This window comes from Paraburkholderia sp. BGA-UO-ETr-F12, assembly GCF_059567945.1.
Map to the genome: position 1 here is coordinate 377130 of NZ_JCAQOZ010000046.1, position 19540 is coordinate 396669.

The following is a 19540-nucleotide window of genomic DNA, read 5'->3' on the forward strand; positions in this document are numbered from 1 at the left end:
GGACGCCCGGCAGCGTGCTGCAGGCGCGTAGCGTGTAAAGTGTGGCGCAATCTGTCACCCGCTCACACGATGTCCGACTCCACCCGCCCGCCTCTCGTTCGCGTCGAGCCGCTCGGCCAAAGCTTCGAAGCGCCCGATTCGCTCACGATCCTCGAAGCCGCCGGCTTTGCGAATCTCCGCCTGCCGCGCTCGTGCCGTAATGGCACGTGCCGCACCTGCATTTGCAAAATGACGGCAGGACGCGTGCGCTACACGATCGAGTGGCCCGGCCTCAGCCGGGAAGAAAAAGCAGAAGGCTACGTCCTGCCGTGCGTGGCGATTGCGGAAACCGACGTGGTGCTCGAAGTACCGGATGCGGTCGAGTTACAGGCGCGCGGCGAATAAGCTCGCAGCCGGCCTCAACGGCCGTTGCCCATTGCGCGGGCGATTTTTTTGTCGGTGTTGTACTGGCTCAACGCGTACACCGACCAGATCGCGGCCGGAATCCAGCCGATCAGCGTGATCTGCAAGATCAGGCAGATGATGCCGGCAAACGGCCGGCCGATCGTGAAGAACTGAAACCACGGCAGAATGATGGCAAGCAATAAACGCATTCAGATTTCCTGTTTGTAATGACCTGGCGGCACGCGCTCTCCGGCAGAGATCGCACTTGCGATCGCCTGAGCGAGCCCGTCTAGTTGATCGGCGCGAAACGCGGCACCTTGGCGCCGTCGATTTCGACCAGCTCGAAAAATACCGAAGCCGGACGCGTCCAGATCGTACCATTGCTGGCTTTGTACACGATCATCGTGACCGTTGGGTCGGACTCCAGCGTGGCCTCGCAAATCAGTTCGTAAATGCCGCCTTTGTAATGCCGATAACGCACCATTCAACTGCTCCTGTTCCGGTCGACGGAATGTATGTAGACGACCCGGCGCCCTCCGAAACAGAGCACGCGGTCTTGTTGCGGCCGTTATTTTAAACCCGTGTCGGGACGTGAAAAATCACGCGTTGAGACTCGCGCGGCAAGCGATCTACAGTCTCGATGCGCGCTCAAAGGAACCAGCGGTATTCCCGCGCGCTCACCTCGTTCATAAAATCCAGGTGGTCCTGCCGTTTGTTCTCGCAGTAGACCATGACGAACTCCTCGCCCATCCCCGCGCGCACCACCGGATGATCCTGCATTGCCGCGACCGCGGTGAGCATGTCCTTCGGGAAGTCGATCCCGCTCGCGCGGTCTTCATTGAGCGGCGCGATGGGCTCGCGGCCGGTGTCAAGGCCGTGCTCCATGCTGGTGAGTATCGCGGCCAGCACGAGGTACGGGTTCGCATCGGCGCCCGCCACACGATGTTCGATGCGCAGGTTGCGATCGTCCGATTCGGGAATGCGAATACAGGCGTCGCGGTCTTCAAAACCCCAACTGCCCCGGCTCGCGGCATTCGCCTTCCAGCCGTAGCGGCGAAACGCGTTGTGATTGGCGGCAAAGACCGGCATGCAATGCGGCAACAGCGCGAGACACCCGGCCACAGCGTGGCGTAATGGGCGCTGGCCGTCCGCCGCCAGCAGGTTGTTGCCGGCCTCATCGTAGAGACTCACGTGCACGTGCATGCCGCTGCCCGGCGCCTGCAAATAAGGCTTGCTCATGAAACTGGCGCGGTAGCCATGTTTCATCGCCACGCCGCGCGTGCTGCGGCAGAACAGGGCGGCCCAGTCTGCGGCGCGCAGGCCATCGTCGTTGTGGGCAAAGTTGATCTCGAACTGCCCCGGTCCCAGTTCAGCCGTGATTACAGTAGCTTCCACGCCCTGCTCACGTGTGACTTCGACCATTTCATCGAGCACCCCGGAGAAGCGCGACAGACGCTCGATATGCATGTTCGGCTGGTCGTCCCTGTCGTCACAGAATGGATCGCGCGGGAACTGCGGCAGACCGTCGGCGAGCCGGGCGTCGAACAGGTAAAACTCCAGTTCGAAGGCCACGACCGGGCGGATGCCGCGCCGCTCGAAGCGTTTCAGCACGCGCGCGAGGACCTCGCGCGGTTCGAACACGATGGGCGCCGCGGTGCCGTCCGAGCTGATCAACATCTGGCCCAACAGCTGACTTTCCCATCGCACGGGTTTGAGGGTGCCGGCAATCAGGCGGCGCACCGCATCCGGGTCGCCGTCGTTAAAGCAATAGTCGCCAATCGGGTACAGGCCGCCCTGCGCACCCAGCAGAATGCAGTTCTGCGGCAGTTTCAGCAGACTGCCTCCCGCGACCTTCTCGAGCATCTCCACGGGGTACCGCTTGCCGTAAAAGTGCCCGGGGATGTCGAGGCAAATGAGGTCGACGTAGCGCACCTCGGGATAGGCCGCGCGGAAGGCTCTCACTTCGCTAAGCAGATCAGCGCTGGGGGACGTCATGGTGTTGTCCTTCTCACGCGCAAGCGCGAGGGTTGAGATTCAGTGCAAAGTTGCGATGGATCGGGGCCGGCAAGTCAGTGCCATGATGGGATGTTAAATTCACCGTGGTCGCTTATCACGTTCATTGACGATGTCAGTAATTAGCAATCCATATTTTTGTTCCGCATCAGCTCCGATGCTTGATCGAGCGGGCCGCCGCAATGCTAGGTGAACACCCAAAGCACCCGTGTCGGTTGATCGGAGAGGTTGGCGTAGCGGAACCGGGCGTGCGCCGGCACCTGGAAGCCGTCGTTAGGACCCAGGGTTACGGGCTGCGCCTCGTCGTCCAGCCAGATGGTCAACTCGCCCTCGAGGACGAAGCCACCTTGCTCGTCGCTGTCGTTCAACGGTTTGTCGCCGCTGCTGGCGCCGGGCGCCAGGTGGCTTTCCAGCATCGAAAAGCCCGCCGACATGTTCGGCGACACCAGCACGTCGGTCACGCCCTCGGCGTAATAGAGGGTGCGGCGTTCATCGGGTCGGGTCACCCAAGGCAGCGCTCGCGGCTTGCTCAGGTTATAGAAATACGTGGTAGGCACGCCAAGCGCTTCACCAATGGCGGTCAGATCGCCAACGGTCGGACGCGAAAGACCACGCTCGATTTGCGAGAGAAAACCCACTGAGCGGCCGATCTTTTCCGCCAATGCGCCCAACGTCACTTTCTTATGCTTGCGCAGGTCGCGAATCAGTATCGCAAGACCTTCGATTTCTTCCTGCTTGTTCACCTTCCATCCCCTCTTCAGGCTCTCTCAGACTCTGTCGCGCAGACGGTACCAGGTCTTACCCATGACCTCCAGCGGCGCCGCCAGCAACGCGCCGCCGGGAAACGGCGGATTCTCGATGGACCGATACAGATCCAGCAGATCATCGTCGCCGAGGATCGCGTCGGCGACGGCCCGGGCCGCGGCGAGCGTGGGAAGCACGCCGTGCCCCGAATAGCCTTGCAACCAGTAGCGCTCGCCTTGCCGGCCGATATCGGGTGTGCGTTTCATGCTGATATCGATATGTCCGCCCCAGGCAAACTCCAGCTCCACCCCACGCAATTGCGGGAACGCCCGTTCGAGGTAAGGCCGGGTGGCCGCGGCAATATCCTTGGGAATGCCGCCCGCGTACGTGCAGCCGCCACCGAATAACAGACGGTTGTCAGGACTGAGGCGAAAGTAATCGGGAACGAACTGGTTGTCGATCACGCAACTGTTGCGCGGCAGCAGCGAACGGGCCACCTCCGCTTGTAACGGCGCCGTGGCCACCTGGTAAGTGCCGACCGGCAACATGCGCCTCGCCAGTTGCCGGTCGAGGCGGTCGATATACGCGTTGCAGGCGAGGACCAGTACGTCGGCACGCACCGCGCCCTTGTCGGTGCGCGCTACATAGCCGCCGAGCCCGCCCGGCGTCTCGCCGTAATCCAGCACGCGGCTCTGCTCAAAGATACGTCCACCGGCCTGCTCGATCGCCGCCGCCAGACCCTGGGCCAGCTTTAGCGGGTTCAGGTGGCCCGCCTCGGGATCGTAGAGCGCCGCCTGGTAGCGCTCGCTCGCAATCCACGCCGGCATCTCCTCGCGAGGAATGAAGCGCATCCGGTCGTAGCCCCATTTCTCCTCGGCCTCCCGCTGCGCCTGCTGCAGCAGCGCAACGCGGCGCGGCAGCACCGCCGCCCACAGACTGCCGGCGCGATAGTCCGCATCGAAGCCATGCCGCTGCGGCAACGCCCGTATTTCTGCGGCGGCCCAGCACATGCTGTCCCATAGCCGCCGGGAACGTTCCAGCCCCAGCGCCGCTTCCAGCGGCGGCATATCGCATGACCAGCCGAGCAGCGCCTGACCGCCATTGCGCCCGGAAGCCGCCCACGCCACCCGGCTCGCCTCCAGCACGGTCACACGCTTGCCCCCCAGAGCGAGGCGTAGCGCCGTGTGCAAGCCACTGAAACCTGCGCCGACGATCAGCACGTCGCAGTCCAGGCGCCCTTCGAGAGCCGGACGCAGCGGAATCGGGCCAGGATAAGTGCGCGCATAGTAGCTCGCGACGTGCTCGGCGGACTGATGGAACATCTGCGCTGCCCCGTGAAAAATAGCCAAATAATTTCATGAAAAAATAGCAGCTATTTTTCACGAAGGCAAGCAGAGAGTAGAACCATCGTATTGCGCCGAACCATCCGGGAGCACGATGAAGCGCGTCACACGGCGTCGATTTCAGGCGTCGATTGGAAGCAGCGTGAGGTGCGAGGATGCACGCGCGACGCCACGTTGATATCCTGCATCCGGTGCAGGGTCTCTTCGTGATGGATCTGCCCGACGAGATTCCGGCCGGCAAGCGCGTATTTCAACGCCGGGCGTTTCAGCCAGATGGTCCATGGATAAAACAGTGAGGACAAAAATGACTCTCGCGATCGCAAGCGCCATCTCGGACGCAGACGCGCCCAACTATGTCGTCAAAGTCGATGCGGGCACACACAGCCTGCTCGGTGATGAAGGGCCGCGAGAAGGCGGCCAGGATAGCGGCCCAGCGCCGTTCGAATTCGTGCTCTCGGGTCTCGCGGCATGCACGGCCGCCACGCTGCGGATGTACATGCAGAGAAAGGCCTGGCCGGGCGGCCGGATCAAGGTCGACACGGAATTGCACGTCGAGCGCGACGGCGGTCAATTCATTCGGCGCACCGTCTCGGTGGAGGGCCCGCTCGACGATAGCCAGCGCAACCGCCTCGCCGAGATCTGCGAGAAAACGCCGGTCACCCTGTTCATCAAACGGGGCACCCGGATCGACACGACCGTGCAGTGACGCTCAGCCACCCTCTTTCATCTGCTTCAGAATCTTATAGACGGTGGCGCGCCCCATGGTCAGCACGGCGGCCACATAATTCGCGGAACTGCGGCCGCGAAACGCGCCTTGCGCGTGCAGCGCCTCGACGATTTCCCGCTTGTGCTCGCGCGTGAGCGCATTGATGCCAATTTGCCGCTCGCGCAGCCAGGTGTGCAGGAACGTATTGATGCGGTCCTGCCAGTCGTCGCGAAACAGTTCCTCCGCGGGCGCGGCGCTCAGATTGCCGCCCTTGATGAACAGATCGAGCGTGGAGCGCACGTCTTCGAACACCGCGATGTTGAAGTTGACGCACAGCATGCCGGCCGGCTTGCCTTCGTCGTCGAACAGGATATTGCTGACGCAGCGCATACGCCGGCCGTCCCAGTTCAGCTTCTCGTAGGGCCCGATCGTCCGGCCCCGCGCCGCATAGTGGACTTCATCGAGCACCGACGGGCCGCCGACTTCGAGCTTCGACAGGTTGTTCACGAGATACGCGATCGTCTGGTCGCGCAGGTCGTGAATCACGACTTCGGCACAGGGGTAGAACAGCGCCGCGATACCGTCCGCGATGGATGCGTAGCGCTCCAGCAGCAGATCTTTCACGGGAGAGACGGTTGTCTTGCGCATTGATGAATCGCAGTGTTCGAGGGATGCGGCGCCGCTTGTGCTCCGAAGAGCCAGGCAAGGCGCCGGGGTTATGGCCGTCAGGCGCGGCAAGCACAACGCTGCCCGGCAGCGAGGCGCAATAACATGCAATAACGCGCCATTGTAACGACCCCACTCGACGACCGCGACCGCCACGGCATGAGGACTGCGCCGCGCGGTTTTATTGCGGGGCCGCATCGCGCGCAGCGCTTTGATGGGCGTTCAATCAGATGATTTCCCCGGGTTCCCGTTGTTGCATCCGCACCGAAGCATTTTTGTCCGCGTGGCGGGCGCTTTTTTTTCGTGCGATAAAACAATCCACCCTTTCACGGAGCAACAGATGGCCACGCTCGAAGCATTTCGCGCCGTGCTCGATGATGAAGGCACGCCGGAAATCATTCGCAACCACATCATCGATTCCCTGCAATACACGCTGCGCAATCACGGGCAGATTTTTACGTCGAAGGAAGTCGAATGGCTGGCCGGCTGGGACGACGCACGCATTCCGCTCGCCGCTTCACGCGAGTTGCAGAAGCGCGTCGCCGAAACGACCCGCTGAGACCCGCCTTTATCCTCCCGGCGCCGTCTCGGGCGCGGCGCGCCGGTCCGCTGCCGGCGCCCCGTCCGCAGCAGCCTTTTCTCGCCCAACGCCCCGCCAGTTGGGCGGTTTGCCCGCGCACGGAACTTTTTGCTATCCAATTAGCCCCATTTAGTGCATCATATTGGAATAGCTGTATTCCGCATCCGTAACACCGGCAGTATCAAGCACAGTTTCAATTGGCGTCTCCGCACCACCCCCGACTGTTCGACCGCCGCCTGTCGGCGATCCCGTCACTCCGGCAATGCGCCGCCTGCATTCGCCGTCGCGAGTTGTGCAGCTGAGTAGTTCATTTACGCGCCCGATGTCTGCGCGACATCAGCGTGTTTCTTCTCCATCGAATCCGCGATTTTGCGCGGCCGCGCTCATGCCCTTGCCATTGGGCCTGTGCCAACCCTTTTCCATGGCGGCGCGCCCCAAGGTGCAGCGCTGCCCGGCCTGTTGTGCCGCGCGTAACACGCGTGACACGGGGGCCACGTAATACAGGACACGTGCTTCATGAATTCAGCTGTCAAGACGTACAAGGGTTACGAAATTCACCCGCTCGTCTATCCGCGCCGCCCGGCGGACGGTCAAACGAGCCGCAATCCGGACGCAGGCTACGACGCGTCGGTGCGCATCTGCCGCGTAGGCGCCAATCCGGCGGCCGACGGGCGTGTGTTCCGTCTGCAGTATCTGTTTCCGTTCGACGGCACGGGCAAGGCGCGCATTGCGTGCATGGCCCACGCCGAGCAATTGATCGACGGCCGTGTAGACGGCCAGTCCGTCGCCGATCTTTGAGCGGTACTATCAGCGAATCTGCTGGTGCCGCAGCAGTTGGCCCGAAAGCCAGCTGTCAACCGTATCAGATGTTGCGCCAGGCTTAACTGCGTGGCCAACACCCACTTATCCCATCGACCAGGAGTTATGCATGGCGAAAGAAGAACTGCTTGAACTTGACGGTATCGTCGACGAAGTACTTCCGGATAGTCGTTACCGCGTGACGCTCGACAACGGCGTCGTGGTTGGCGCTTACGCATCCGGGCGCATGCGCAAGAATCACATCCGTATTCTCGCGGGCGACCGCGTGACGCTGGAACTGTCGGTTTACGATCTGACCAAAGGCCGGATCAATTTCCGTCACAAAGACGAGCGCGCCACCGGTGGCGGCGGCGCACGCAATACGCAATTCCGTCGCCGTTAAGACTGGCGGCACGCTGACCGTTCAACGACCTGCTTCGTGGTCGGTCAACGCGTGGTGAACTGTTGTTGTCCGGTTGTTAGCGAAGCCTTTCGCGCGCCTTCTCCGGCTTGAATCATCGACTCGAGCCTGAGCGGCGCGCCTGGGCGCCGCACACGTTACGCCTTCTTTATCTGCGCTTCCCTGCGCTTTCCGTGCCTTCCTACGCCCCGAACACCGCAACGAGATCCTCTCCGGCGGCGCTCTTGCGCACCTGCTCGACCACCCGCTCCTCCAGTTCCGACAGATGCTCGCGCATCGCCGCGAGTGCCGCATGCAGGTCTCCCGCATCGAGCGCTTCAATAATCTGCCTGTGCTCGTCCGCCGAGCAGGTCGAGCCCTTCGACGGATCGAACAACGCCTTGTAAAGCTCGGTCTTCGCGACCAGTTGACCTACCAGGCCAAGCAATTCCGTACCACCCGCGAGCTCGGTCAGCAACACATGAAACTGGCCCGCGAGCCTCACGGATTCGTCGACCGCGCCCGCTCGTGACGCCTTCTCCTCGCCACGCACGTGCGCGCGCAGGCGGCGCTTGTGAGCCGCACTCAAACTCCCGCACAAAGCCGCGACTATGCCGGCCTCGACGATCTGCCGGGCGCGATACACCTGCCGAATATCCTCCTCCGACGGCGACGGCACAAACGCGCCGCGATTCGCCTCGAGCACCAGCTTGCCCTCGAAACCCAGCCGCGCGAGTACCTTGCGCAACGCGCCGCGCGTGCAACCAAACGCGGCAGCGAGATCGCGCTCGACCAGTTGCGCACCCGGCCGCAAACGGCCTTGCAATAGCGCCGCCGTAATCGACGTGTAAATGCGCTCTTCGATCGTGACCGCGTCGTCTTCGATCACGGTGTGAAGAGGCGTTTCTGTAGCGGCAGACGATGCACTTCGGGAACGTGGGGCCATGAATTCAGTGACGGAAAGGAAGCGATATCGCCGGGCATTGTAGCGATGGCGCACGGCCGGCGCCACGCGTTCACGGCGCGACTATCCGGTTGCCTATACCGGGAATCACAAAAAATGGTTAACCATTCAATGATACTATTGTTGACCAAAATACGCCCCAGATGAGTGTTCCGTTCCCTTCGACACGCTATTCCAGCCATCCCGCCAAAGCCGCACAGTTTTTTCGCGCCTACCGGCAGCGTCCACCTCTCGCCTCCAGGTCCATTGTGAATTCGCACTCCAGCGCCACTTCAGCCCGTACCGACGCCATCCCTGCCTCCCAAGCGCTGACGTGGCGTGATGCCTTGTGGCTGGGCGTGATCGTGGTGATCGGCATCAATTTGCGGCCCTTGCTGACGTCGATCAGCCCATTGATGACGACGATCCGTGCGGCAACCGGTCTGAGCTTCTACGGCGCGTCATTGCTGACGAGCCTGCCGGTTGTCGCGATGGGCATCGGCGCGTTCGGTGCCGGCGCGCTGACCCGTACGGTCGGCGAGACGCGCGGTGTCGCGCTCGGTTTGCTGGCGATCGGCCTGGCTTGCGGCGCGCGCTGGGCAACGGCCGCAAGCGGCGCCGGCCTGTTGTTCACGGCTGCGCTGGCGGGCGTCGGTGTCGCGGCGATTCAGGCCCTGCTGCCCGCGGTCATGAAGCAGCGCTTCCATACGCGGGTGCCGTTGGCGATGGGCGTCTTCTCGGCATCGATCATGGGTGGCGGCGGACTGGGGGCGCGCCTGAGTCCATGGGTGAGCAACGCGATGGGATCGTGGCATGCAGGGCTCGCGGTATGGGCTATTCCTGCGCTGATCGCACTGATCTGCTGGTTGGGTCCGAATCTTCGGTCTGCGGCCGGGGTTGCAGCACAGTCCGCTGTCACGCGTCCCGTGGCGCCTCTTTTGTGGCGCAAACGGCGCGCGTGGACACTTGGCCTCTACTTCGGCATCGTCAACGGTGGCTACACGACGCTCGTCGCGTGGTTGCCCGCGTTTTACCAGCAGCGTGGCGTGAGTGTCACGGATAGCGGCTCGTTGCTTGCCAGCATGACGATGTTTCAGGCAGCAGCAGCCTTATTGCTTCCGCTGGCCGCAGCGCCATTCCGGGACCGGCGACCGTGGCTGGTTCTGGGCTTGTCCGCCCAATTCGTCGGCTTGCTCGGGTTGATCCTATGGCCCGATGCGGCGCCGTTGGTCTGGGTCGGCGTTGCCGGCGCCGGACTTGGCGGGACGTTCTCGTTGACGCTCGTGACCGCCATGGATCATTCGGCCGATCATCGCGTCGCGGGAAAACTGGTCGCGTTCACTCAGGGTGTCGGGTTTATCGTCGCCGCCGTCGCGCCCGTTTTTGCCGGCATCGTTCGCGGCTGGAGCGGCGGGTTTGGGGCTGCATGGATCATGCTCGCCGTCAGCATAGCCGCCATGATTGCAGTCAGTTGCCTGTTCTCGCCTCGCAGTTACGCGCGGTGGTATTGATCAGCGCACGCGTTCGCTTTCGCTGCTTTGCCCGGTCGGGCGTCATCGCAAAACTGGCCGCCGGCATGAAGAGTGCGTGCTGCGGTGCGGGTGTGGCATGATATAGCGCCCCGCTTCGGTGCACACCCCACGGACGCACCGCGCAAGTGCAGCCGCCTTTGCCGGCACCGCAGATAAGCCCGTGATTGCGTGAGCTTCGCCGTGATTGGCCGGCACTGGCATACAGGTTGCTTTATCGATTGTCAGCCGTCGATAAACCCTCCCCCATGCTGCGTGTTCTTCTCGTTACCGATACCGACAAGCCGATAGGCGATCTGCGCGACGCACTCGCACGACTTGGCTACGAGATGCTGGCCGGCACGGCGACGCCGCAAGCGCTGCACCGCGTGGTGCAGAGCGAACGGCCGGACGTCATCATCATCGATACGGAATCGCCGTCGCGCGATACGCTCGAACAGCTCGCGGTGATGAATGCCACCGCACCCCGCCCGGTGCTGATGTTCAGCCACGACGCGAACCAGCAACTGATTCGCGACGCGGTCGGTGCGGGCGTCACGGCCTATCTCGTCGAAGGGCTCGCCACGGAACGGCTCGCGCCGATTCTCGAAGTGGCGCTCGCACGCTTTGCGCAGGAGTCGCAGTTACGCGAGCGGCTCGCGCAAGTCGAAAGCGAACTCACCGAACGCAAGCTGATCGATCGCGCCAAACGCCTGCTGATGGATCAACAGAAGATCACCGAACACGCTGCGTACGCCAACCTGCGCAAACGCGCAATGAACCAGGGCGTCAAACTCGCCGAAGTCGCGCGTGCTGTCATCGCGTCGGCGGAATCGCTCAAATGAAGCGCCGCTCATGAACTCTGCCGCCTCCGCCTCCTCCTCGTCCGTGCCCGCACCGCTCGAGAAAACTCATCTTCGGCTCGGTTTCGTCGCACTCTCCGATGCCGCGCCGCTCGTCGCCGCCAAGCTGCTCGAATTCGGCCACGCCCATGGCCTGACGCTGGAGTTGTGCCGACAGCCGTCATGGGCTGCCGTGCGCGACAAGCTTCTAAGCGGCGATCTCGATGCGGCCCACGTGCTCTATGGTCTCGTCTACGGTGTGCAGCTCGGCCTCGGCGGTCCGCAAACGGATATGGCCGTGCTGATGGTGCTCAATCGCAACGGCCAGGCGATTACGCTGTCAACGCGCCTCGCCGATGCGTTGGCCGAACACGGCAGCTTACCGAAAGCATTGGCGACGCTCGGCCGCAAGCCGGTGTTCGCGCAGACCTTCCCCACCGGCACGCACGCAATGTGGCTGTCGTACTGGCTCGCGTCGCAAGGCGTGCATCCATTGCGCGATATTGAGAGCGTGGTGATTCCACCGCCGCAAATGGTCGCCGCGCTTTCCGAAGAGAAGCTCGACGGCCTCTGCGTCGGCGAACCATGGAACGCAATGGCGGAAGCGAACGGTGTCGGCAGAACGGTCGCCTATACGAGCGAGGTGTGGCCCGATCATCCGGAGAAGGTGCTGGCATGCCGGCACGATTTTGTCGACGAGAATCCGAATACCGCCCGCGCCCTCGTGCAGACGATGCTCGAAGCATGCCGCTGGCTCGACGGCGCCGGGCATCGCGAGGAGATTGCACACTGGCTGGCGCGGCCCGAATTCATCGGCATCGATGAAGCGTTGATCGCAGCGCGCTTAGGCAACGAAATCGCTGCATCGGCGCCGCATGGCCTGCCGGTACGGTTCTTCGACAACGGCGCGGTGAACTACCCGCGCGCCGCCGAGGGCGCCTGGTTTCTCACGCAGTTCGAACGCTGGGGCATGATCGACGCGCGCGCGGATTACGCGGAGATCGCGGCGCGAATCAATCAGACGCAGTTGTATCGCGAAGCAGCGGCGCGCGTTGGCGTAGCCGTGCCTGGCGATGAACATGCCCCACGGCTCATCGACGGCAAGGTGTGGGGTAGCGAGACGGTCGCCACCGCGTACGCAAGGAGCTTCGCTATCCGCGCATAGAGAGCGCTGCGGTGATTACGGCGTGGTCATCACGCGAGCGCGGCCTCTAACATCGGAAACCGCACGCTGACCACAAGACCACCGCCGGGCGCCTCACTCAGTGCGATCGACGCGCCGTGCACGCGTGCAATTTCCCGCACGATCGACAAGCCCAGCCCGCTACCCTCGACCGCTTGCGTCGCCTCACTACGATAGAAGCGCTCAAACACCGCATCGCGTTCGCCGACGTCAATCCCCGGTCCGTTGTCGATCACCTGCAGCAGCGCCTGCCCGGCTTCACATGCAACGCGTACGGTAATCACTGCCCCATCGCCGGAATAACGAATTGCGTTATCGATCAGATTGCCGACCAGTTCCGCCAGCAGATCGCTCTGCCCCATCACCTCGATGCGCACGTCCTGTTCGAAGCCGAGATCGATGCCGCGAGCGCGCGCGACCGGCGACCAGTCGAGCGTCACGCTGCGCGCTACCTTGTGCAGCGGCACAGCGGCATGCTTGACGGTATATCCGCTGTCCGCATCGAGCCGCGAGAGCGACAGCAGTTGCTGCACGATGCGCCCCGCCTGCTGCACCGCTCGATTCAGCCGCCGCAAATGCACGCCTTGCCGCCGGCTGCCGAGCGAGGCTTCTTCACCGCCGTCGATATCGCGCAGCGCCAGCTCCGACTCGGCCTGAATGATCGCAAGCGGCGTCTTCAACTGATGCGCGGCGTCGTTGAAAAATCGCCTGCGCGACAACTGCATCAACTGCGTACGGCCAATGTACTGATTGATCGAATCGACCAGCGGCGCGACTTCGCTCGGCAGGCCCACCGTATCGAGCGGCGTCGGATCGTTCTCGGCACGCGCGGCGACTTTGGCCGACAGGCGGTTCAGCGGCCGCAAGCCGCGCGCAACCCCCAGCCACACAATGCCTAGCGCAAGCACCACCAGCAGGAATTCCTGTTGCAACGAGCCGATCAGAATTTCGCGTGCCAGCGCCTGGCGCTGTTCGATCGTTTCGCCGACCCGCACCAGCACCACGCGCGTTTGCGCGCTCGGCACGTCGTGGACCGGCAGCCGCAGCATCGCAATACGCAGCGGGCGGCCACGAAACATGTCGTCGTAAAACTGCACGCTGTAGAGATCGCCAGACGCCTTCGTGCCTGCCGGCAAGTCCGGATAGCCGGTCACCACCCGGCCACCCTCCTCGCGAATCTGATAGTAGATATTGCCGCCGCCGTTCGATTCGAACATCTCCAGCGCCAGATACGGCAAATCGACTTCGATCTGGGCGTCGCGCAAACGGATGCCATCGCGGATCGAGCGCAGCGAAAAGTCCAGCGTGCGATCGAAGGCCGCGTGCGCCGCGTTCATTGCGCGTTGATACGTGAGCCATGCATCGAAAGCGAGTAGCAAAAGCAAGGGCAGCAACAACCAGAGCGCGACACGAACGCGCAGATTCGGCCGCGTCATACGTCTTTCGCTTCCAGCAGATAGCCGAGCCCGCGCAGCGTCACGATGCCGACCGAACTGCGTTCGAGCTTCTTGCGCAAACGGTGTACGTAGATTTCGATAGCATCGGCATTCACCGATTCGTCGAGCCCGAAGATTTTCTCCGAGAGTGTGTCCTTGTTGATCGCGCGGCCGTTGCGCAGGATCAGCACCTCGAGTACCGACCGTTCGCGCGGCGTCAACGCGAGCGGCTCGCCGTCGAGCGTGAAGCCGCGATCGACACTGTCGTAAAGCAGCGTGCCGCACTGCGCGTGCAGCGGCTCCTGCCCATGACTGCGGCGCAACAGCGCCCGCGCACGTGCTTCGAGTTCGGTGAGCGCGAAGGGCTTGGCGAGGTAGTCGTCGGCGCCGAGATCGAGGCCGCGCACGCGCTCTTCCACCGAACCATGCGCGGTCAGCATTAATACGGGCACCGCGTTGCGCCGCGCGCGCAGACGGCGTAACACTTCGAGACCGTCGAGCTTGGGCAGACCGATATCGAGAATCACCAGTGCGTAGTCTTGCGTGCGCAAAACATGGTCGGCGGATTCGCCGTCGTGCATGCAATCGACGGTGAGTTTCGCGCTGGTCAACGCGTCGGTCAGCGAGCGGGAAAGGATCGGATTGTCTTCAACGAGCAGCACACGCATAAACAGAATCCCAGGGAAATCCATGAGGCGGATTCGACCATTGTGACGCATTTCTTTCGAAAACTGAAAGCATTCAGAAAGCACGCCTCTCTTACCATTCGCCTACACAAAACAAACACAATGTTTTCTGGAGGAAGACGTGCAAATCTCTTTGAAGTATCTCGCCGTAGCGGTTGCATTCGCCGCAAACTCAGCGTGGGCGGCCTTTCCGGCCGGTTATCCCAGCGACTACCAGACCACCGTCGACGGGGCGAAGAAGGAAGGCAAGCTGATCGTGTATTCGGTCACGGACACCGCCCTCGTGCGCCCGCTCATCAAGGATTTTGAAAGCTTGTACGGCATCAAGGTCGAATACAACGACATGAACAGCACCGAGCTGTACAACCGCTACATCAGCGAGAACGCGGCCAGCAGCACCAGCGCCGACGTGCTGTGGAGTTCCGCGATGGACCTGCAGGTGAAGCTCGTCAACGACGGTCTGATGGCCAGCTACGAATCGCCCGAAGCGAAGCAGTTGCCGCAATGGGCGCAGTATCAGAAGCAGGCATACGGCACCACCTACGAGCCGCTCGCGATCGTCTACAACAAGCGCCTGCTGCCGGCCGGCGAAGTGCCGCAAACGCGCGCCGATCTGATCAAGCTGCTGCAAAACAAGCCCGATCAGTTCAAGGGTAAGGTCACGACGTACGACATCGAAAAATCCGGTGTCGGCTTCAACTATCTGACGCAGGACGCGCGCGTCAATCCGCAAGTCACCTGGGATCTCGTGAAAGCCATGGGCGCAACCGGCCCGAAGCTGCAATCGAGTACCGGCGCGATGATGGAACGCATCTCGTCGGGTGAAAACCTGATCGGCTACAACATTCTTGGCTCGTACGCGCTCACCAAAGCGAAGAAAGACCCGTCGATCGGCTACGTCTATCCGAAGGACTACACGCTGGTGGTGAGCCGCCTCGTGACGATTTCGAAGAAGGCGCAAAGCCCTAATGCCGCGAAGCTGTGGGTCGACTATCTGCTGTCGCAACGCGGTCAGACCTTGCTCGCGAACCAGGCGAGCCTGTTCTCGATTCGCGCGGACGTAGACGGTGAAACGTCGATGGCCGGTCTGACGAAGCAGCTTGGCGACTCGCTCAAGCCGATCCCGATCGGCGCCGGCCTGCTGGTGTATCTCGACCAGTCCAAGCGGCTTGAATTCCTCAAGCAATGGCAACAGTCGATCAAGCGCTAAGCCTCGACTGACCTGACGGCGCGCGCGCCGAAACGCGCGGGCGCCCTACCTTTCCTGACTACCTGTCGATATGCGGCTTTTACGCTGCAGGGGGACACTCATGCTTTCCACTAGCGCAACCGGACACCGCGATGCCTCACCACGCGCGGCCGACGGCGGCACGAGAGGCGCGCTGCCGCGCGGCGGTCTGCAGCCATTTGCGGGCTTGCTGCGCTGGCTCGTCGTCGCGGTGCTGACCGTCGCGGTGGCGCTGCCGCTCGGCTTCATTCTGCTGCAAAGCGTGCTGAACGCACCGTTCTTCGACGCGAAACGCACATTCGGTCTGGCCGGTTTCGAATTCATTTTCAGCGACCCCGACTTCTGGTCCGCACTGAAGAACTCTTTCATCATCGCGGGCGGGATGCTGTTCATCTCGATCCCGCTCGGCGGCATTCTGGCGTTCCTGATGGTGCGCACCGACTTGCCTGGACGCCGCTGGCTCGAACCGCTGCTACTCACCCCCGTGTTCGTTTCGCCGATGGTGCTTGCATTCGGCTACGTGGTCGCGGCCGGCCCGGTCGGTTTCTATTCGGTCTGGTGGAAGGCATTGTTCGGCGCCGCCGAAGCGCCCTGGAGCGTGTATTCGGTTCTCGCGATCACGATCATCGTCGGGCTCACGCATGTGCCCCACGTGTACCTGTATTCGTCGGCCGCGCTGCGCAATCTCGGTTCGGATGTCGAAGAAGCCGCGCGCGTCGCCGGAGCGCGGCCGTTCCGCGTCGCGCTCGACGTGAGCCTGCCGATGACGCTGCCCGCGCTGTTGTTCGCGGGCGTGCTGGTGTTCTTCCTCGGCTTCGAAGTGTTTGGCCTGCCGCTTGTACTCGGCGACCCCGAAGGCCATCTCGTGCTGGCGACGTACCTGTACAAGCTCACGAACAAGCTCGGCGTGCCTTCGTATCACCTGATGGCCGCAGTCGCCGTATGCATCGTCGCAATCACTTTTCCGCTGGTGCTGTTGCAACGACGCTTGCTGAAGAGCGCGAACCGCTTTGTCACGGTCAAGGGTAAAGCGGGACGTCAGACCGTGTTGCCGCTCGGCGCATGGCGTTGGGTTGCATTGGCAATCGTCGCGCTGTGGCTGCTGCTCACGGTGTTCGTCCCGCTCTCCGGCATCACGCTGCGCGCGTTCGTCACCAACTGGGGCGAAGGCGTGAATCTCGCCGACGTGCTGACGCTCGCGAACTTCACCGAACTGTTCGAACAGGACAACCTGGTTCGCGCGATTCTCAACACGCTCGGCATCGGCGTAATCGGCGGCGCACTGGCTGTGGGTTTCTATTCGCTGGTCGCCTTTGCCGGCCATCGCCGCAACGACTGGGCCACGCGCCTGCTCGATTACCTCGTGCTGCTGCCGCGTGCGGTGCCCGGCTTGCTCGCCGGTCTCGCCTTCCTGTGGATTTTCCTCTTCGTGCCCGGCCTGAAGGAATTGAAGAACTCCATGTGGAGCATCTGGATTGCCTACACGGTCGTGTGGCTCGCGTACGGCATGCGCCTGATTCAAAGCGCACTGCTGCAAGTCGGACCCGAACTCGAAGAAGCGGGCCGCAGCGTCGGCGGCACCCGCGCACGCGTCAGTCTCGACGTGACGCTGCCGCTCGTGCGCTTCGGCCTGCTCGCGGCATGGCTGCTGATTTTCATGATTTTCGAGCGCGAATACTCGACCGCGGTCTATCTGCTCTCGCCCGGCACTGAAGTGATCGGCGCGCTGCTGGTGTCGCTGTGGGCGACCGGCGCGGTCGATCAGGTCGCGGCGCTTTCTGTCATCAACATCGCGATGGTCGGCGTCGGACTCGGCGTCGCCCTGCGCTTCGGAGTGAAATTGCATGGATAAGCTCTCGGTCGACAACCTGTTTCTCAGCTATGGCGACAACCCGATTCTGAAGGGTGTGTCGTTCGACCTGAACCCCGGCGAAGTGGTATGCCTGCTCGGCGCGTCGGGCAGCGGCAAGACCACCCTGCTGCGTGCGGTCGCGGGACTCGAGCAGCCCTCTTCGGGCCGTATCGAACTGGACGGCAAGGTGTTCTTCGACGGCACCGCTCAAGTCGATCTGCCGGTCGAACAACGCTCGCTCGGTCTCGTGTTTCAGTCGTATGCGCTATGGCCGCATCGCACCGTGGCGGACAACGTCGGCTATGGCTTGAAGTTGCGGCGCGTATCGGCCGCTGAGCAGAAAAAACGCGTGCAGTCCGCGCTCGACCAGCTCGGCCTCGGCCATCTCGCCGCGCGTTATCCGTATCAGCTTTCCGGCGGCCAGCAGCAGCGGGTGGCGATTGCGCGCGCGCTGGTCTACAACCCGCCCGTCATTCTGCTCGACGAACCGCTGTCGAATCTCGACGCCAAGCTGCGTGAAGAAGCGCGCGCCTGGTTGCGCGAACTGATCGTTTCACTGGGTTTGTCCGCGTTGTGCGTCACGCACGATCAGACCGAAGCGATGGCGATGTCCGATCGCATCCTGCTGCTGCGCAACGGGCGCATCGAACAGGAAGGCACGCCGGCCGAACTGTATGGTGCGCCCCGCTCGCTCTATACCGCCGAGTTCATGGGCAGCAATAACCGCATCGACGCACGCGTGGCCGCGGTCGACGGCGAACGCGTGACGCTGGCCGGCGACGGCTGGCAATTGCAGGCGCAGGCGCGCGAAGCGCTCAGCACCGGGCAAAACGCACAGGCCGTGATTCGCCTCGAGCGTGTGCAGGTCGCCGATGGTCCGGGCGCGAACCGCCTCGAGGCCGACCTGATTACCTCGATGTATCTCGGCGACCGCTGGGAGTACCTGTTCCATTGCGGCGATCTGCGCCTGCGTGCCTTCGGCCACGTGCCGCGCGCGGCCGGCCGCCACTGGATTGAATTTCCCGCCAACGACTGCTGGGCGTTCGCGCAGGCGAGCTAACACGTGTCTATGGACCCGGCAGCACCGCATCCCCAACCGAAGTAAAAAAAACAAGCACAGGAGACTGTTGATGAAGTGGAGTATGAAGAAGGCAACCCTTGGCATGACCTGCGCCGGCCTCGCCGGATTTGCAGCAGCGGCGCATGCGCAATCGAGCGTGACCTTGTACGGCATCGTCGACGCGGGCGTCGAGTATGTGAATCACGCGAGCAAGGACGGTGGCGCCGCGCGTCTCGTGTCCGGCGGCAAGAACACTTCGCGCTGGGGCCTGCGTGGCGTCGAGGATCTGGGCGGCGGCCTGAAAGCGGTCTTTCAGTTGGAGAGCGGCATCAACATTGCGAACGGTCAGTTCGACGACGGCCCCGGCGCGATCTTCGACCGCCGCGCCACGATCGGCCTGAAAAACCGCTTCGGGCAAATCACGCTCGGCCGCAATTTCACGACCACCTATGACTACATGCTGCAGTTCGACCCGATGGGTTACGCGCCGAACTACTCGTGGGCGACCTCATCCACGGCGACGGGTGGCCGCAAGGACGGTTTGTTCTCGCGTTCGGCCAATTCCGTGCGCTATGACGGCACATTCTCCGGTTTCAAATTCGGCGCCATGTACGGCTTCGGCAACGTGCCGGGCAGCATGAAGTCGAGCTCGAAATATGACTTCGGGCTGGGCTACGAGAATGGTCCATTCGCCGTGGTCGCTACGTTCGACCGGCAGAACGGCGCCAACGACAGCGTGACGCCCGCGGACACCACCAACTACATCCAGGGCATTCATGCGGGCTTGAGTTATGACTTCGGCGCGGTGAAGGCGATGGCCGGCTATCGCAACTATCGGCGCACCTTCCACACCGCCGCGCCGACGTTGCGCAGCGATATGTACTGGCTCGGCGGTCAATACGACGTGACGCCGTTCTTCTCGCTGTTTGCCGCGGTCTATCACCAGGACATCAAGGATGCGAGCGACGCCGATCCGACGCTGATCTCCCTGCGCGGGCAGTACGCGTTGTCAAAACGAACCGTGCTGTATTTGGCGGGCGGTTATGCCATGGCCAAGCATGGCAACGCGGTCAGCCTGTCGCGCGATCTGACCGGCGCGGCGGATACGCAAGCGGGTGTGACGGCGGGGATTCAGCATCGGTTCTGATGCATTGACGCGGGTAAAGCA

The 19540-nt window shown here is 62.7% G+C and carries 22 protein-coding genes; 12 read left to right on the forward strand and 10 right to left on the reverse strand.

Annotated elements, in window-relative coordinates:
• Positions 1–69: 69 nt before the first annotated feature.
• Positions 70–384 carry a 2Fe-2S iron-sulfur cluster-binding protein gene (locus AC57B6_RS20895; protein WP_028194700.1) on the forward strand — a complete coding sequence of 105 codons (315 nt, stop codon included), beginning with the start codon at positions 70–72 and terminating at the stop codon, positions 382–384.
• A 14-nt stretch (positions 385–398) separates the two neighbouring features.
• Here AC57B6_RS20895 and AC57B6_RS20900 read toward each other — a convergent pair whose 3' ends face one another.
• From AC57B6_RS20900 to AC57B6_RS20925, 6 genes are all read right to left on the reverse strand, one after another.
• Entirely contained in the window at positions 399–593 is a 195-nt protein-coding gene (locus AC57B6_RS20900; RefSeq protein WP_028194701.1) for a YqaE/Pmp3 family membrane protein, read from the reverse strand.
• Positions 594–673: 80 nt separating this feature from the next.
• Complete coding sequence (locus AC57B6_RS20905) at positions 674–868, reverse strand: DUF1653 domain-containing protein (protein WP_028194702.1); 195 nt, start codon at positions 866–868, stop codon at positions 674–676.
• 164 nt (positions 869–1032) lie between these two features.
• Positions 1033–2379 (reverse strand): glutamine synthetase family protein, encoded by a 1347-nt coding sequence (locus AC57B6_RS20910; protein ID WP_028194703.1) that lies wholly within the window; start codon positions 2377–2379, stop codon positions 1033–1035.
• A 203-nt stretch (positions 2380–2582) separates the two neighbouring features.
• The gene (locus AC57B6_RS20915; RefSeq protein ID WP_028194704.1) at positions 2583–3140 is read right to left on the reverse strand and encodes a helix-turn-helix domain-containing protein; all 558 of its coding nucleotides are present in this window, start codon (positions 3138–3140) and stop codon (positions 2583–2585) included.
• A 24-nt stretch (positions 3141–3164) separates the two neighbouring features.
• Positions 3165–4463, reverse strand: a complete 1299-nt coding sequence (locus AC57B6_RS20920; RefSeq protein ID WP_496422025.1) for an NAD(P)/FAD-dependent oxidoreductase — start codon at positions 4461–4463, stop codon at positions 3165–3167.
• A gap of 125 nt (positions 4464–4588) precedes the next feature.
• Positions 4589–4786, reverse strand: a complete 198-nt coding sequence (locus tag AC57B6_RS20925; RefSeq protein WP_281662628.1) for a hypothetical protein — start codon at positions 4784–4786, stop codon at positions 4589–4591.
• Positions 4787–4788: 2 nt separating this feature from the next.
• Between AC57B6_RS20925 and AC57B6_RS20930 the strand changes: the two genes are divergently transcribed.
• Positions 4789–5190, forward strand: coding sequence for an OsmC family protein (locus tag AC57B6_RS20930; protein ID WP_178371092.1), 402 nt, complete (start codon positions 4789–4791; stop codon positions 5188–5190).
• A gap of 3 nt (positions 5191–5193) precedes the next feature.
• Here AC57B6_RS20930 and AC57B6_RS20935 read toward each other — a convergent pair whose 3' ends face one another.
• Positions 5194–5838, reverse strand: coding sequence for a helix-turn-helix transcriptional regulator (locus AC57B6_RS20935; RefSeq protein ID WP_028194707.1), 645 nt, complete (start codon positions 5836–5838; stop codon positions 5194–5196).
• A 358-nt stretch (positions 5839–6196) separates the two neighbouring features.
• Between AC57B6_RS20935 and AC57B6_RS20940 the strand changes: the two genes are divergently transcribed.
• The 3 genes from AC57B6_RS20940 (at position 6197) to infA (ending at position 7637) form a co-directional block, all read left to right on the forward strand.
• Entirely contained in the window at positions 6197–6415 is a 219-nt protein-coding gene (locus AC57B6_RS20940) for a hypothetical protein (protein WP_028194708.1), read from the forward strand.
• Positions 6416–6952: 537 nt separating this feature from the next.
• Positions 6953–7234 (forward strand): hypothetical protein, encoded by a 282-nt coding sequence (locus tag AC57B6_RS20945; RefSeq protein ID WP_007177609.1) that lies wholly within the window; start codon positions 6953–6955, stop codon positions 7232–7234.
• A 130-nt stretch (positions 7235–7364) separates the two neighbouring features.
• Entirely contained in the window at positions 7365–7637 is a 273-nt protein-coding gene (infA, locus tag AC57B6_RS20950) for a translation initiation factor IF-1 (RefSeq protein WP_012427521.1), read from the forward strand.
• A 199-nt stretch (positions 7638–7836) separates the two neighbouring features.
• On the opposite strand, the gene AC57B6_RS20955 is transcribed toward infA, so the two are convergent.
• A complete protein-coding gene (locus AC57B6_RS20955) occupies positions 7837–8580 on the reverse strand; it encodes a GntR family transcriptional regulator (protein WP_235430057.1) in 744 nt (247 codons plus the stop codon).
• Between the two features lie 266 nt (positions 8581–8846).
• Here AC57B6_RS20955 and AC57B6_RS20960 point away from each other — a divergent pair, with 266 nt between their 5' ends.
• The 3 genes from AC57B6_RS20960 (at position 8847) to AC57B6_RS20970 (ending at position 12092) form a co-directional block, all read left to right on the forward strand.
• Positions 8847–10088 (forward strand): cyanate transporter, encoded by a 1242-nt coding sequence (locus tag AC57B6_RS20960; RefSeq protein WP_496422026.1) that lies wholly within the window; start codon positions 8847–8849, stop codon positions 10086–10088.
• 266 nt (positions 10089–10354) lie between these two features.
• Positions 10355–10930, forward strand: a complete 576-nt coding sequence (locus tag AC57B6_RS20965) for an ANTAR domain-containing response regulator (RefSeq protein ID WP_028194712.1) — start codon at positions 10355–10357, stop codon at positions 10928–10930.
• A 10-nt stretch (positions 10931–10940) separates the two neighbouring features.
• A complete protein-coding gene (locus AC57B6_RS20970) occupies positions 10941–12092 on the forward strand; it encodes a CmpA/NrtA family ABC transporter substrate-binding protein (protein WP_496422027.1) in 1152 nt (383 codons plus the stop codon).
• 29 nt (positions 12093–12121) lie between these two features.
• On the opposite strand, the gene AC57B6_RS20975 is transcribed toward AC57B6_RS20970, so the two are convergent.
• Complete coding sequence (locus AC57B6_RS20975; protein ID WP_496422028.1) at positions 12122–13546, reverse strand: sensor histidine kinase; 1425 nt, start codon at positions 13544–13546, stop codon at positions 12122–12124.
• The gene (locus AC57B6_RS20980) at positions 13543–14214 is read right to left on the reverse strand and encodes a response regulator (RefSeq protein ID WP_025496324.1); all 672 of its coding nucleotides are present in this window, start codon (positions 14212–14214) and stop codon (positions 13543–13545) included. The genes AC57B6_RS20975 and AC57B6_RS20980 overlap by 4 nt, the downstream gene beginning before the upstream one ends.
• A 139-nt stretch (positions 14215–14353) precedes the next feature.
• On the opposite strand from AC57B6_RS20980, the gene AC57B6_RS20985 reads away from it, so the two are divergent.
• The 4 genes from AC57B6_RS20985 to AC57B6_RS21000 all read left to right on the forward strand — a co-directional run bounded on the left by AC57B6_RS20985 (position 14354) and on the right by AC57B6_RS21000 (position 19519).
• Entirely contained in the window at positions 14354–15442 is a 1089-nt protein-coding gene (locus AC57B6_RS20985) for an ABC transporter substrate-binding protein (RefSeq protein WP_025496325.1), read from the forward strand.
• A 100-nt stretch (positions 15443–15542) separates the two neighbouring features.
• Positions 15543–17312 (forward strand): ABC transporter permease, encoded by a 1770-nt coding sequence (locus AC57B6_RS20990; RefSeq protein ID WP_496422029.1) that lies wholly within the window; start codon positions 15543–15545, stop codon positions 17310–17312.
• Positions 17305–18372 (forward strand): ABC transporter ATP-binding protein, encoded by a 1068-nt coding sequence (locus AC57B6_RS20995; protein WP_216750616.1) that lies wholly within the window; start codon positions 17305–17307, stop codon positions 18370–18372. The genes AC57B6_RS20990 and AC57B6_RS20995 overlap by 8 nt, the downstream gene beginning before the upstream one ends.
• A 70-nt stretch (positions 18373–18442) precedes the next feature.
• Positions 18443–19519, forward strand: coding sequence for a porin (locus tag AC57B6_RS21000; protein ID WP_496422030.1), 1077 nt, complete (start codon positions 18443–18445; stop codon positions 19517–19519).
• Positions 19520–19540 lie beyond the last annotated feature (21 nt).

Bases quoted from the DNA above. Each gene is read 5' to 3' on its own strand.
- AC57B6_RS20895 (WP_028194700.1), top strand. From the start codon at position 70: ATGTCCGACTCCACCCGCCCGCCTCTCGTTCGCGTCGAGCCGCTCGGC.
- AC57B6_RS20900 (WP_028194701.1), bottom strand. From the start codon at position 593: ATGCGTTTATTGCTTGCCATCATTCTGCCGTGGTTTCAGTTCTTCACG.
- AC57B6_RS20905 (WP_028194702.1), bottom strand. From the start codon at position 868: ATGGTGCGTTATCGGCATTACAAAGGCGGCATTTACGAACTGATTTGC.
- AC57B6_RS20910 (WP_028194703.1), bottom strand. From the start codon at position 2,379: ATGACGTCCCCCAGCGCTGATCTGCTTAGCGAAGTGAGAGCCTTCCGC.
- AC57B6_RS20920 (WP_496422025.1), bottom strand. From the start codon at position 4,463: ATGTTCCATCAGTCCGCCGAGCACGTCGCGAGCTACTATGCGCGCACT.
- AC57B6_RS20930 (WP_178371092.1), top strand. From the start codon at position 4,789: ATGACTCTCGCGATCGCAAGCGCCATCTCGGACGCAGACGCGCCCAAC.
- AC57B6_RS20935 (WP_028194707.1), bottom strand. From the start codon at position 5,838: ATGCGCAAGACAACCGTCTCTCCCGTGAAAGATCTGCTGCTGGAGCGC.
- AC57B6_RS20940 (WP_028194708.1), top strand. From the start codon at position 6,197: ATGGCCACGCTCGAAGCATTTCGCGCCGTGCTCGATGATGAAGGCACG.
- AC57B6_RS20945 (WP_007177609.1), top strand. From the start codon at position 6,953: ATGAATTCAGCTGTCAAGACGTACAAGGGTTACGAAATTCACCCGCTC.
- infA (WP_012427521.1), top strand. From the start codon at position 7,365: ATGGCGAAAGAAGAACTGCTTGAACTTGACGGTATCGTCGACGAAGTA.
- AC57B6_RS20955 (WP_235430057.1), bottom strand. From the start codon at position 8,580: ATGGCCCCACGTTCCCGAAGTGCATCGTCTGCCGCTACAGAAACGCCT.
- AC57B6_RS20965 (WP_028194712.1), top strand. From the start codon at position 10,355: ATGCTGCGTGTTCTTCTCGTTACCGATACCGACAAGCCGATAGGCGAT.
- AC57B6_RS20970 (WP_496422027.1), top strand. From the start codon at position 10,941: ATGAACTCTGCCGCCTCCGCCTCCTCCTCGTCCGTGCCCGCACCGCTC.
- AC57B6_RS20975 (WP_496422028.1), bottom strand. From the start codon at position 13,546: ATGACGCGGCCGAATCTGCGCGTTCGTGTCGCGCTCTGGTTGTTGCTG.
- AC57B6_RS20980 (WP_025496324.1), bottom strand. From the start codon at position 14,214: ATGCGTGTGCTGCTCGTTGAAGACAATCCGATCCTTTCCCGCTCGCTG.
- AC57B6_RS20990 (WP_496422029.1), top strand. From the start codon at position 15,543: ATGCTTTCCACTAGCGCAACCGGACACCGCGATGCCTCACCACGCGCG.
- AC57B6_RS20995 (WP_216750616.1), top strand. From the start codon at position 17,305: ATGGATAAGCTCTCGGTCGACAACCTGTTTCTCAGCTATGGCGACAAC.
- AC57B6_RS21000 (WP_496422030.1), top strand. From the start codon at position 18,443: ATGAAGTGGAGTATGAAGAAGGCAACCCTTGGCATGACCTGCGCCGGC.